The sequence below is a fragment of the Bacteroides faecis genome, assembly GCF_020091505.1.
GTDB lineage: Bacteria > Bacteroidota > Bacteroidia > Bacteroidales > Bacteroidaceae > Bacteroides > Bacteroides faecis.
This window is the reverse complement of the sequence record NZ_CP081916.1, coordinates 3,953,356-3,966,771: the sequence shown is the minus strand read 5'-3', so window position 1 is coordinate 3,966,771 and position 13,416 is coordinate 3,953,356. Positions and strand designations below refer to the sequence as shown.

General features: G+C 43.9%; 9 protein-coding genes, 6 tRNA genes and 1 pseudogene. 2 read left to right on the top strand and 14 right to left on the bottom strand.

Translation table 11 applies throughout. The features are described from left to right. Nucleotides 1-3: 3 nt before the first annotated feature. Together K6V30_RS15435 and K6V30_RS15430 are read right to left on the bottom strand one after the other, a co-directional pair. On the bottom strand, nt 4-1,098 hold the full coding sequence (locus K6V30_RS15435; protein ID WP_010538219.1) for an efflux RND transporter periplasmic adaptor subunit: 1,095 nt from the start codon (nt 1,096-1,098) through the stop codon (nt 4-6). 40 nt (nt 1,099-1,138) lie between these two features. Then, the gene (locus K6V30_RS15430; RefSeq protein WP_055269407.1) at nt 1,139-2,401 is read right to left on the bottom strand and encodes a TolC family protein; all 1,263 of its coding nucleotides are present in this window, start codon (nt 2,399-2,401) and stop codon (nt 1,139-1,141) included. A gap of 231 nt (nt 2,402-2,632) precedes the next feature. On the opposite strand from K6V30_RS15430, the gene K6V30_RS15425 reads away from it, so the two are divergent. After that, entirely contained in the window at nt 2,633-2,992 is a 360-nt protein-coding gene (locus K6V30_RS15425) for a thioredoxin family protein (RefSeq protein WP_010538221.1), read from the top strand. Nucleotides 2,993-3,206: 214 nt separating this feature from the next. Here K6V30_RS15425 and nagA (K6V30_RS15420) read toward each other — a convergent pair whose 3' ends face one another. From nagA (K6V30_RS15420) to nspC, 9 genes are all read right to left on the bottom strand, one after another. Then, nucleotides 3,207-4,379 carry an N-acetylglucosamine-6-phosphate deacetylase gene (nagA, locus tag K6V30_RS15420; RefSeq protein ID WP_055269406.1) on the bottom strand — a complete coding sequence of 391 codons (1,173 nt, stop codon included), beginning with the start codon at nt 4,377-4,379 and terminating at the stop codon, nt 3,207-3,209. A 19-nt stretch (nt 4,380-4,398) separates the two neighbouring features. Continuing rightward, nucleotides 4,399-5,565 (bottom strand): N-acetylglucosamine-6-phosphate deacetylase, encoded by a 1,167-nt coding sequence (gene nagA, locus K6V30_RS15415; protein WP_022300960.1) that lies wholly within the window; start codon nt 5,563-5,565, stop codon nt 4,399-4,401. A 272-nt stretch (nt 5,566-5,837) separates the two neighbouring features. Next, a tRNA-Gly gene (locus K6V30_RS15410) sits at nt 5,838-5,910 on the bottom strand. A gap of 35 nt (nt 5,911-5,945) precedes the next feature. After that, nucleotides 5,946-6,030, bottom strand: a tRNA-Leu gene (locus K6V30_RS15405). A 32-nt stretch (nt 6,031-6,062) separates the two neighbouring features. Beyond that, nucleotides 6,063-6,135, bottom strand: a tRNA-Gly gene (locus tag K6V30_RS15400). Between the two features lie 18 nt (nt 6,136-6,153). Next, a tRNA-Leu gene (locus K6V30_RS15395) sits at nt 6,154-6,237 on the bottom strand. A gap of 22 nt (nt 6,238-6,259) precedes the next feature. Next, nucleotides 6,260-6,341: transfer RNA gene (locus tag K6V30_RS15390), tRNA-Leu, on the bottom strand. A gap of 34 nt (nt 6,342-6,375) precedes the next feature. Continuing rightward, nucleotides 6,376-6,448 (bottom strand) — tRNA-Gly (locus tag K6V30_RS15385). 118 nt (nt 6,449-6,566) lie between these two features. Beyond that, entirely contained in the window at nt 6,567-7,706 is a 1,140-nt protein-coding gene (gene nspC / locus K6V30_RS15380) for a carboxynorspermidine decarboxylase (RefSeq protein WP_055269405.1), read from the bottom strand. A 176-nt stretch (nt 7,707-7,882) separates the two neighbouring features. Here nspC and K6V30_RS15375 point away from each other — a divergent pair, with 176 nt between their 5' ends. Beyond that, complete coding sequence (locus K6V30_RS15375) at nt 7,883-8,437, top strand: NAD(P)H-dependent oxidoreductase (protein ID WP_010538225.1); 555 nt, start codon at nt 7,883-7,885, stop codon at nt 8,435-8,437. Nucleotides 8,438-8,538: 101 nt separating this feature from the next. Here K6V30_RS15375 and K6V30_RS15370 read toward each other — a convergent pair. The 3 genes and pseudogenes from K6V30_RS15370 to K6V30_RS15360 form a co-directional block, all read right to left on the bottom strand. Continuing rightward, nucleotides 8,539-8,838: pseudogene (locus tag K6V30_RS15370) on the bottom strand (peroxiredoxin family protein); the annotation flags it as partial. Nucleotides 8,839-8,853: 15 nt separating this feature from the next. Further along, nucleotides 8,854-10,146 (bottom strand): AhpC/TSA family protein, encoded by a 1,293-nt coding sequence (locus tag K6V30_RS15365; protein WP_224207166.1) that lies wholly within the window; start codon nt 10,144-10,146, stop codon nt 8,854-8,856. A 22-nt stretch (nt 10,147-10,168) separates the two neighbouring features. Then, a complete protein-coding gene (locus tag K6V30_RS15360; RefSeq protein WP_070612898.1) occupies nt 10,169-13,402 on the bottom strand; it encodes an efflux RND transporter permease subunit in 3,234 nt (1,077 codons plus the stop codon). Nucleotides 13,403-13,416: the final 14 nt, after the last annotated feature.

The window sequence follows — 13,416 nt, the reverse complement described above, 5'->3', positions numbered from 1 at the left end:
GTTTTAATCTACATTCAAGGCATTATATACCAACAATACATTCTTATTCAACACCTTGTCGCCTTCGGAAAGACCGGAGCGGATATAACATTCCTTACTTAGTTGCTTATAGACATCTACTTCTTTTATTTGCAGATGCTGGTCCGGTTCTACCACCACTACATAGTTCTTTCCTCCCTCAAACACCAGTGCATGAGAGTCAATGCGCGGCATGGAAGTATCTTCCGCTTTACATTTTACTGTTACATTTGTAAACATACCCGGCTTCAGCAAATAACCTTCATTTTTTAGTTTGATACGTACCCCCATCGTTTTGCTTTCACTGTCCAGCAGGTGATAAACTTTATCAATGCTACCCGTAAAGGTCTTTTCAGGATAAGCCAGTGTAGAGATACGCACTGAAGCTCCTTCGGACACTTTACTGATATCACTCTCATACACATCCGCCATAACCCATACATCCGACAGACCGGAAATCGTAAACAACGCGTCGCCTTGATCGGGGCGCAACTGCATATCCCTGCTGATCTGCTTCTCAACAATAAAGCCCGACACGGGAGACTTAAGCTGATAAAAAGCATCTCCGGAGAAGTGATAAATGGAGAATATTTCCTTGATTCGCCTCTCTTCCGCTTCGGCACTCGTCAGTTCCTGTTTTGCCTGAAGCACATCTTTATCTGATGCCATGCCGGACGTGTACATATCCTGTGTAGCATTCATATTTCTGCGGGCCAGCAAAAGCTGCTGTTCCGCTTCTTTCAACTGTTTCTCATAATCTGCCACTTCCCCGCTACGGATGACCGCTAATACTTCTCCTTTATGCACAAAGTCTCCTATTTCAGCATGCAGCTCCGTCACGGTTCCTCCGAACATCGGATACACATTTGCCACCTGATCCTGATTAAAAGTAACCCGTCCATTCAATGTCAGTTCATCAATCACATCCCGCACATGTACGGTGTCGACGGATACGATTCTCAGTAAACTATCCGTCAGGCAGAGTGTGATCGGTTCTACATTCGGTTGTTCTCCTTTTCCGGAGCATGCTCCCAGGAGACTGCTAAGCAATATGCAAGGAAGGAATTTATTCCAGTTCATAGTCTTTGATAATTTATGGATTATAATCTTTAATCGTCTATTAGTAGTTTAATATATTTTGTCCGACAACTGTATTCAGGTTTTCCATAGCAAGAAATACGTTTTTCCTGATCTCATACAGTTGGATACAAGTTTCTTTATAGCTGTCATAATAGTCTATAAATTCAAGCAGGCTGATATTCTTTTTAGTAAAATTCTCATTGACTCCTGTTATCAGCTTCTCGAAGTTACGTTCCAAGTCCATATTAGTGGACTGATAGAGCTGAATGGCTTTTTCCAGTGAGGTATAAGCAGTAAAAAGTTCCATATCGGCACGATTGGCAGCGTGTTCCTGCTCTACTCCCGCCTGCTGGATACTGAAACGTGCAGCTTTGATATTTCCCTGATTACGGTTGAAGATAGGTACGGACAGACTGACCCCTATTGCGAAATAGTCATTAATAAAGTTTCCGGCACGATCATAATTTCCTTTCACTGAGAACTCCGGAAAAGCCATTGACTTTTGCAGTTTCAGATTTGCCCGGGAGGCATTTACGGTGCTGCAGGCTATCTTCTGGTCAGGGCGTTCATTGATTATAGCTTTCAGATCTGCAAATGACAATTGAGACAGATCCAGCTGTTGCAGTACTTCTTCATCCAACAAGAGTTGAACCTGTGTATCCCCCGGAAGGTTCAGCAGCAAATTCAGTTCGCCCCTGGTAGTCAGTAAATCATTCTCCTGCTCATTCTTCTCCTTCTTTAAGGAGAAGAGCATGGATTCCAAACGGGAAATCTCCATCAAGGAGATGTTACCCTTTTCCTGCTGAATTTTCATTCCGGCCAGAAGGGTTTGCAGGGAGTTTACTTCCCTTTCATAAATGCCAATGGATTTGGAGAGAAAATAGACTTCTACAAACTTTTCATTGAGTTCCTGACGGAGCGTACGCATTACTTCCTCAAACTGGTATTCGGCTATTTCTTTATTGATTTTTTCCAGCCTGACCTGCTTGTTCCGTTGTCCGGCAAGATGAATCACTTGTTCTATTTCGACAACAGCTTCCCCTTCTTTTCCAAAGTCAAAATACTTTCCGTTCAATCGGTTATAGACATTCTGTTCCAACGAAATGACCGGATTATCAAATAATTTGGCTTGTAATACCTGCGCCTGTGCCATGTCGATATTATACCGCTCGGCTATCAGCGATAAATTGCGTTCTAAAAAACGTTGCTCTGCTTCTTTCAGTGTCAATGTGCCTGCCACTTGTTGCGCACACATCCTCCCTGACAAGAGAAGAAAGAGTAAAATAAAAAATGCTCTGTTCATCACAATCTCTTTGTTACCTTAATTTTGTTTCGCGACAAAAGTACAATTCTGCAACGGGAGAGCCGGATAAAAGCGATTATAAGGCTCTCATTTCAGATTAGAAATTGATTAGAAAATATCAGGAAAGGAAAAATTGTAAACACAACAGGAAGAATAGCTATCCCCCTTTCTCTACAATCCCCCTATCTTTGCAAAGTAGAAAGAATAAATGAATCATTAAAAACAGAAAATATGAAAATTATAAATTTAACCAAAGAAAGTTTTGTTGAAAAAGTTGCTGATTATCAATCTTATCCGGATAATTGGGAATTCAAAGGGGATAAACCTTGTTTAGTCGATTTTCATGCTCCGTGGTGTGGTTATTGCAAGTCATTATCGCCCATATTAGACCAATTAGCAGAAGAATATAAAGACAAACTGGATATTTATAAGGTAGACGTAGATCAGGAAGAAGAACTGGAAAGCGCATTCAAGATTCGAACAATTCCCAACCTTTTACTTTGTCCGGTGAATGGCAAACCGATAATGAAACTCGGCACAATGAATAAGGTTCAATTGAAAGAACTGATAGAAGCAACTCTATTTTCATGATAAAATAGAATATAGAGTACTCACATAACTACTTTTCTTACTGAAAAAGTCCGAATCCCAATTGCTTTTTGCAATTTAAAGATTCGGACTTTCTTTTTTTAAATAGGACATCAGGTACAATTAATACAAAATAAAGCCCTGGAACAGTTAGAAGGTATGATATTTCAATTCCATGCGATGTCCTATAATCAGAATATCATACAGATAACACTTGTCATTTATGCAGCAGCTTATCAGTCCCCGGAACAACTTTTCCCATCGACCAGACACACCGCACATTCAATTCCTTATCAAGTATCACAATATCAGCATCCTTACCTTTAGACAATGCCCCTTTCCGGTCATTTACCCCAATCAGACGAGCAGGAGTTTCGGAAGCCATACGCACGGAATCTTCCAAAGGAATACTCGCCTTCTTCACCATGGTGCGAACCAGCACATCCATAGTCGCCAAACTACCAGCTAATGCAGAATGATCCGCCATCTTGCATACTCCGTCCTCAATGATATAACGCGGATCAATCGGCTCATTCCCTTCATCAGCAGCATAGGCCAACGCATCAGTCACCAGACAGGTATTCTCTACTCCTTTCAGTTTATAAACCAGTTTCAGAATAGTAGCAGGCAGATGAATACCGTCTGCAATAACTTCTACCGTCATTCCATCTGTCAGATATACACTCTCTACCGTACCTTCATATTTGTATTCACGACGCTTGTGAAAACCGGGCATCGCATTATAGAAATGAGCAGCATGCGAGAATCCTACCGCATACGCCGCCTTAATCTCATCATATTCAGCTTCCGTATGAGTAACAGCTGTCATAATCCCTTTTGAACGAGTATATTTCGCAAAATCATGCGCACCATGCAGTTCGGGACTGATATCCCAACGCTTGATACAAGAAGTATGCTCCAACAACGGAATATATTCATTCTCATCAGGAGTTTTCAGAAAGCCGTCATACTGGCTTCCTGCCATCTTCGGATTCAGATAAGGGCCTTCGATATGCAGGCCGAGAATCGGTGACTCCGGTTCCTTCATCAGTTTTTCGCAAACGTCGACCGCCTGATATATCTTCTCAAACGAGGTAGATGACAAAGTAGGAAATATACCGGTAGCCCCATGTTTTAAATGAGCAGTTGCTGCAATACGAAAAGCTTCTTCCGTCGCTTCGGTAAAATCATGACCACCGCCACCGTGCGCATGCATACTGACAAATCCCGGTACAATCGTCATACCTCTGGCATCAATCACCGTTGCACCGATAACTGCCAGATCACTATTGGTTACTTCCAATATTTTTCCATCACAAATCAAAACAGAGCCGTCTTTCAGCCAGCCTTGCGGAGTAAGTATTCTTCCGTTGATTATTTGAGTTAACATCGTTTTCTTTTTTTAGTCGTTAAAACAGCTTGTTTGTACCTTCTACCAATTGTCCCATCGCCCAGACTGCCCTTACATTCAGATCTCTGTCCAGGGCAATAATATCTGCGTCTTTGCCACGCTCCAGCGTACCTTTGCGGTCGAGTACCCCCATGATACGAGCCGGAGTTTCTGAAGCCATCCTCACAGCATCCGCCAGAGGAATCTCAGCTTTCTGTACCATCGTACGAATCAGACGGTCCATTGTCGCTACACTTCCTGCCAAGGCAGAACGGTCGGCCAGTTTACACACACCGTCTTCGATAATTACACGCGGATCAAAAGCCGTCTGACTATCACTTGCCGCACAAGCCAGCGCATCAGTAATCAGACACGTACGCTCTACTCCTTTTATCTTATAGACCAGACGAAGAATGGTAGGAGGCACATGAATGCCATCAGCTACGACTTCCACTGTCATATCATCAATCAAATAAATACTTTCTACTGTACCTTCATACTTATATTCCTTCCGTTTGTGAAAGCCCGGCATCGCATTGTAGAAATGGGTAGCATGCGTATATCCTGCCTCATACGCAGTCTGGATATCTTCAAACTCAGCCTGCGTATGTCCCACAGATGCCAATACACCTTTTGCAGTGATATACTTTCCGAACTGCATGGCACCCGGAAGTTCCGGTGCCGCATCCCAACGCCTGATACAATGAGTTTCTTCCAGTAAAGGGATATATTCTTCCGGATCGGGATCTTTGATATTCTCCGGAATCTGTCCGCCGGCCATTTCCATATTGAAGTAATGCCCTTCCAGATGTAGTCCGAGTACGGGACTGTCCGGTTCTGCCATCATTTTCTCGGTAGTCTCTGCAGCTGCGCGGATCATAGGAATAGTAGAAGAAGAGAGAGTTGGAAAAATACTGGTAGTTCCGTGTTGCATGTGAGCTTTAATTGCTGTCCGGAAAGCCTCTTCGGTCCCTTCCATAAAGTCCCTTCCACCACCTCCATGAACATGAATTTCCACTCCTCCCGGAACGATATACATGCCCTTGGCATCAATCAGTTTTGCTCCGATAACTGCCAGATCGCAGTTGGTCACTTCCAGAATTTTATTATCACGAATAAGTACCGACCCATCCTTTAACCAACCTTGAGGGGTCAGGATGCGTGCATTAATGATTTGTGTTAACATATCACAAGTTCTTAAATTAATTATAGGTCTGTGTGAGTCGATGACACTCTTTTTGGGGGAAGTACGTCGACTTTTGTGATTGCAAAATTACGCTTTTCTATCCAAACTATTGATAAAATAGTCCGGTAAACTTCCAATAAAATTCAAAAGATACCTGTCGGACAACAACGGGAGTTTATCCTTGGAATTTCCTCAAGAACAGGGATCAGAAAGAAAGTGCAGAAACAAAAAAAAGGTTGCCAGTCTTATCGACCGACAACCTCTTTATCTTGAGCGGAAAACGAGACTCGAACTCGCGACCCTAACCTTGGCAAGGTTATGCTCTACCAACTGAGCTATTTCCGCAAACTAAATTTTCTCCATTCAGAAATCTGAAAGATTGGTGCCCAGAACAGGACTCGAACCTGCATGCCTCTCGACACACGCACCTGAAACGTGCGCGTCTACCAATTCCGCCACCTGGGCAAAACTTAGTTCCATTACTTCAAAGAAACAAGAGCGGAAAACGAGACTCGAACTCGCGACCCTAACCTTGGCAAGGTTATGCTCTACCAACTGAGCTATTTCCGCAAATAACTTTAATGACTGTGAAGAGAAGGAGACTCGAACTCCCACGACATAACTGTCACTACCCCCTCAAAGTAGCGCGTCTACCAATTCCGCCACCTCTCCAGAACTTTAAAGTTAATCTCTGTGCCCAGAACAGGACTCGAACCTGCATGCCTCTCGACACACGCACCTGAAACGTGCGCGTCTACCAATTCCGCCACCTGGGCAAAGATTATATTTCCAACATTTCAAAGAAACATGAGCGGAAAACGAGACTCGAACTCGCGACCCTAACCTTGGCAAGGTTATGCTCTACCAACTGAGCTATTTCCGCATTTTTTCGTTTGCGGTTGCAAAGGTAGGGATTTTCCGTAATTCTGCAAACATTCTGCATTTTTTTTTCACAAGAATCTGCACACTTTGTTTCCGCAAACAAACAATCGTTTTGATAATCAACTCATTCGGTCTCGATAGTCTTCGTAAGAAAATTGCCTGTATATTTCAGCTTTACCTTCTTTTGTCCACAAAGCGATGGCCGGATGGTGTATTCCGTTAAACATATTTGTCTTGACCATGGTATAATGAATCATATCTTCGAACACAATCCTTTCTCCGATTTGCAATTCATGATCGAAGCTCCACCATCCCATATAGTCACCACTCAAACAGGAATTTCCTCCCAAACGATAAATGAACTCCCCTTCGTTCCCCATTTCCGCACCACGAACGGCAGGCTGATAAGGCATTTCCAGACAGTCGGGCATGTGACAAGTGAAACTGACGTTCAGAATGGCTGTCTTGATGCCGCGGCTTTCAACGATATCGACTACTTCCGAAGTCAGGACGCCTGTCTGCCATGTAAATGCCGAACCGGGTTCAAGAATGATCTGCAAATGGGGATATCGCACTTTCAAGTCCTGCAACAGTTTAATCAGATGCTCCGTATCATAATCCTTTCGGGTCATCAGGTGTCCGCCTCCCAGGTTCAGCCATTTTATTTGTGGAAACCAGCGGGAGAATTTCTCTTCCAGATGCTGCAAAGTACGTTCCAATTCGTAAGAAGATGATTCGCAGTGGCAATGACAATGGAAACCTTCGATTCCCTGTGGCAATGTATCCGGCAATAAGTCTGCAGTAATACCGAAACGGGTACCGGGGGCACACGGATTATAAAGTTCTGTTTCTACTTCCGAATATTCGGGATTCACACGGATACCGCAGGAGATTCCGCTTCCTTCGGCTACTGTCATCGGATAGAAACGATGGAACTGTGCCATCGAATTAAAGGTGATATGGCTACTGCAACGCATGATCTCCGGAAAATCCTGCTCGGTATATGCAGGCGAATAAGTATGTGCCTTACTGCCGAATTCTTCCAATGCCAGACGTGCCTCATACACGGAACTTGCCGTAGAATGGTCTACATATTCGCGGAATATCGGGAAAGAGCGCCACATGGCGAATGACTTGAAAGCGAGAATAATCTCCACTCCTGCCCTGTCGGCCACACTTTTTATCAAACACAGGTTCTTTCGCAAGAGCTCTTCTTCCATGATATAGCAAGGAGAAGGAAATTGGGTAAAATCTATCATATACAAATTTATTATCTAAAGTCACGCCTTACGGACGCGACTGCAAAAATACAAATTCAAAAGCAAAGAGAGATTCTTTTATTTTTAATTAAGACATTGAATTTCGAGAACTTTTTCTTATTTTTAGACCTTTATTTCATATAAGTAGTTATTTCATCCTAAATACCCGATTGATTATGAATAAAGATTTAAGAAAAGTAGTGATTCTCCTGGCGCATCCCAACATGAAAGAATCACAAGCAAACAAAGCATTGATTGAGGCAGTGAGTGACATCGAAGGTGTAGCGGTATTCAATCTTTACGACCAGCAAGATGCTGCTTTTGATGTCGATGAGTGGAGCAAAATCATTTCCGACGCTTCCGCACTTATTTATCAATTTCCTTTTCATTGGATGGCTGCACCGTCACTACTCAAAAGATGGCAGGACGAAGTCTTTACTTTTCTCTCCAAAACCCCGGCAGTAGCAGGAAAGCCATTGACTATAGTGACCACCACAGGTTCCGAATACGAAGCATACCGCAGTGGAGGCAGGAACCGCTTCACAACAGACGAGCTTCTACGCCCTTATCAAGTGAGCGCCATTCATTCGGGGATGTCCTGGCAAACACCTATTGTTGTTTATGGAATGGGAACCGCAGATGCGGGAAAGAACATCGCCGAAGGAGCTAATCAGTATAAACAACGGATAGAAATGCTTATCGGCAGCAGTAATGCAGGAAATAACTGGTAAATGAGATCTCCCCTATAGCTTATTTCAATTAGCTATTAGCAAAAACAAATTAGCTAATAGCTAATTTGTTTTTGCTAATAGGATATATTATCCTCTATATGTTATTGCAATAACTTATCCAAACAGGCTTTTACCTCCTCGGCTGTTGGCTGGATAAGCAGAATTTTCCCTTCTTTATCAACCAGGAAAGTTCCTCCTCCGGCATTGCCGATTCCATATTTTTCCCATATCTTTCCTGCGTCATTCAATTCTATAAGATTCAGCCAGGGATATTTATCTTTGGCTACAGCTTTTTTCATATCGTCTGCCTGACGTTCACGGGCAACACCGACAACAGTAAAACCTTTATCTTTATAAGCTTCATAAACAGGAATCATGCTGATAGACGACCGCCGACAAGGGCCACACCAGGAAGCTCATAAATCAATCAACGCTACTTTTCCTTCTATTTCCTTGGATAATGTATGAGGAAGTCCTTCTGCATCAGGAGCTGTAAAGTCGATATACTTGCCACCCAGCTTTATTTCCCGGCTTGCAATCCAAAGTTTCATATAGTCCGTCATAGGATTATCAGCAAACTTGCCTGCATATCCTGTCTTATATATATGCATGATATCAGAGGCTTCTTCAGTGTCATGCATCCTTCTGATTTGTTGCTTCAACAGATACAATCCTACGATTGTAGGGTTCGACCGGATATATTCCTTTTCATAATTTTTGTATTTGCCATTAACTTCCTGACTCTTTTTTTCCAATACCTTATAATCTTCTGTATAAGCCTTACCGTCATCATCTAACTGGCGCATCTTTTGAAAGATTTCCTTCCTTTCCTCTTCATTCTGAGCTTTTTCTACCTCTGCCTGCAAAGCAAGCGCTGCAGGAGTCAATATTTTATTCTCTTTTTCTAATTTTTCCCTTTCTTCCCGAAGTGAGTCAAAGAATAGCTTATCAGTTTCCTGTTTGAAACGGAGCAATTCTTTGGTCAATGGTGCGTCCGAGTAAACTTCAGGTGCCTGGGACGAATGCAGGATAATTTCAATTTTCCCGTTCTCTGAAAAGAAAGAAGTCGGATACCAAGCCCCCTGCAGGTTATCACTCCAGGCATACAGTTCATAGGGTTCTTCCCTATCAGTATACAAGTCATACGAGAATTTCCCGTCACGTACCGGAATGGAAATCCATCCCTGCACACGTGGATCGGTTCCTTCCGGCATTAACATCAAGCGGCTGTATGCCGGACAGTTGGCTACCGTCCCTTCAATACGGCAATGAATTTTCTTATTTATCTGCTTATTTTCCAAGCAAATATCATTTACCCGAAAACCATTCCCTTCCGGAATCATTTCATCATAATCAACCATTCTGTCCCGTTTATCTACCGGCTCGAACTGCAACGAAAACGAGCGATTCCAAGACTCGGGCATATACTCTTCGTGATCCAGTTTGATCCCCGTAGCACGTATCAAACGGTAGACTTTTCCCGTTTCTTTCCCTTTCAATACAGAAGAAGAAGCTATCCGGACCCAATAGTTAGGGCGGCTATACATATCTCCTCTAAGGATAACTGCCGTATCCGAAACTTCCGCCTGATAAAACTCCAATGCATCAGTAGTACGTTGTCCCATTACCGGATAATCAATGACTCTCGTCTGTGCTGTGGCATACATGCCTATGAAGGCAAGCCCAACCGTTAATAATATGCTTTTCATCTTTCAATAGTTTTATCAGATCTTACAATTTTGTGAGTTTTTTTAAAGTCAGCACCGGCAAGAAAACAAACACTCCGATCACGGACATCACCAATCCTCCGATAGTACCTGCTGCCAAAGGAAACCAGAAGCCTTCTTTTTCTGCTCCCACCATGAAAGGGATAAAACCTAAAATAGTAGAAACGACTGTCAGGAAAATAGGAATCACTTTCGTATTCCATGCCTTCACATAAGCACGGAGAAGTGAAAGGCGGGTAAAACGTTTACGAATCGCATTATACTCGTTCAGAATATAAATACTGGCATTCACAGTAATACCGCAAAGCAAGATGAACGAAGCGAAACCGCCCTGGTCAAAATTCAGTTTGAACCAGTAGAACGTCAGAAATACGCCGATATAAGATATCGGAATGACGAAAATAATCGCTAACGGCTGCTTCAACGAATTGAACAGAATACTTGTAATAAAGAAAATGATAGCAATCACAATCAGGAGCAAACGATACTGTTTGTTGGCACCCCCGCCCCATGACCAGTTATCACTTTCCGCTTCCGCCTTATATCCCAGCGGGAGAAGTTTATTAAAACCTTCCAAGTCTTTTTTCAGCAACTTATGTCCCTGTTCCGACGCACCGATATACTCATATTGCAGGCACAGACGATATTGCTGATTCTCCTTTGCCACTTCCTGTGGCATCTGTCCCTTCTCCACTTTAGCCAGTTCTGCCAGTTTATACTCTTTTTCGCCTACACTGAAAGGATCATACTGCATAGCCCATATATCCCGTTGCCCCGATTGCCGGGAAGAGAGTTTGATTCTTTCCGTGCCGTCTTCAGTGACCACAGAACCAATCTCCTGATTCCGTCCATATATCGGTCGGATGGCTGCAAAGAGTTCTCCGGCTCCGACCCCTGCTCCAATCATCCGTCGCTTATCCAGATCAAAATAAAATTCCTGATAATCATCCTTCCACCACGAGAAATTGGAGCCGATCGTCACCTCCCTGATACGACGATGAGACAACAATACCTCTTTTAGTTTGGTAGCCCAGCTATAAAGTTCATCATAATTATATCCGTACATTTTCACCCGGAATGATCCCGCATTCTCGCGCACATTGTTACTGAATCCCTGATCCTGCAATCCATAAATACTCCAGTCTCCTCCTCCCAGTTGGAGTGCCTTGCTGATCATGTTAGCTTTCAGCGTATACGGAAACCCGCTTTTCTGATTTTCCTTGGTGAAATGGATGCTGATAGATGCCCGGCGGGCACTTTCCACCGATGTCTGAAACTGCTTGATCTCCTTGAACTCGCTCAGATAAGTTTCCATCCGCTTGATCAGCGTATTCATCTGTTCAAGCGTACTGCCATTCGGCAAATTGGCGTTGGCATAAAGTACTACCTCCTCATTCCGGGTAAAGTAGCTGCCCTCATATACTTTTTGCACAAACAATCTCAGGCTTCCTCCCAACGCTTTATCCACTATCGGTTTCACCTTTTCCTTATAGGTGGGAGTGCCCAGTGTCTTATTATAAATCTCTGCCCATTTGCCATCCCCATCCACCTTTTCCGGCAACAGAAAGACCGGTAATCCGAATGCCAGCAACAGTAGCAGGCAAACCGCCACTCTCCAGCGGCAAAGCCTCTGTATCAGCCACCTGTAGAAACGACTAAAGTAGACCGGTCCCCTTCGCATCTTCGAACGCAGCCATCTAAAGAAACGGGTATTCCCCATTTTCCATTTTCTCTTCACTCCGGTCAGAGAAGACTTCCTGCGTCGTTTCAACCCGATTTTGTCAATCAAAGAAGGTACAAAGAACAGAGCAACCAATAATGAAACTCCCAGATTAATCATCACCACTGCGGCAAAATCCTGCAGATTCAGACGAATCCTCTCGTCCAGAAAGAAGATGATGACCAACGCTCCCATTGTTGTCAGTGTAGCCGCCAATACAGACATGAACGCCTTCCGGTTTTTACATCGAAGATAATGATCACTCATCACAATCGTATTATCAATCACCAGGTTCAGTGAAACCGTGATACCCGCCAAAGAATATAACTGCATTTCCAGTCCGAAGACATAGTAAAAGATAACGGCTATTGCCATATTCACGGTCAGACTGGTGACAATCAAAAACAGATATTTGGGGCTGAAAGTAATCAGCAGTACAAACAAGAGCAGGATAGCCACCGTCACTCCCGTGCGCAAATAAATCTTGTTCAGCTCGTCATGTATAAACTCTGTAGTATCATAACTGGTATGAATCTCGTATCCTGCCGGAAGCGACAGTCTGATGTCATCCATGCACGCCTGTACCTTTTTGCTCAGTTCCAGCTGATTAGCTGCCTCTTCAGCGACAACAGACAGATAAATCGAATTCAACCCATTGATCCGGTAATAACTCTGAGGCTGCTCTTCCATACGGACGACCTTCACCAGTTCGTCCAAGCGGATGATTCTCCCATCCTTCACTTTCACCTGTATCTGCCCGGCGTCAAACTCCCGGTTATCATGTTCGGGCATCAGCACCAACCGAATCCACTCCTTGCCCGAAGCCGCCTGTTCCACATCATAAGTCCCCAGAAACTCTTTCTGATAATGCAGACCGACTGCCTGACTAATTTCATCCGTACTCACCCCCAACGCACGCAACTGCTCATAATCATACTCCAGACGCCATTCCATCGGTGTGGCTCCGCTGACGTTTATCTTATAGATTCCCGGAAGCTGCGCAAGGCGTGTCTTTATATGTTCCTCCGCATACTTCTGAATCAGACTGGGAGTGGCAGGCGCATTAATCGTGAATGCGATAAAAGGTCCCTGACTTTTCTGCTCCGGACTTGCCATCTGAATGTACGGGTAACTAACTCCCGCCGGCAATTCCGGCCAAGTCTGACGAATGATGGTCGAAGCCTCAAAACGTGCGACAGCCGCATCTGCATGCTTGTCCAGACTCACATTTATACTTCCCCAGCCATTGCCGGAAGTCGAAGATATGCTTTGTATTCCCTTGACACGGGCAAGCATCGCCTCCAGTTTGCTGGTAGCCGTCATCTCCACGACACGCGCCGAAGTCCCTCCCATGCCGAACCATACAGAAAATCCGGGTAAGGTCCGTGACGGATTCAGCTTCACCGGCAGCAACGGAACAAGTGCCAGCCCGACCAACGCCACGCTGATAAAAGCGACAATGAGCGTAAAAGCGGAAGCCTTTGATGACTTTTTAATTTCAGAACCTATATCTTGCATGATTCATTTGTCTA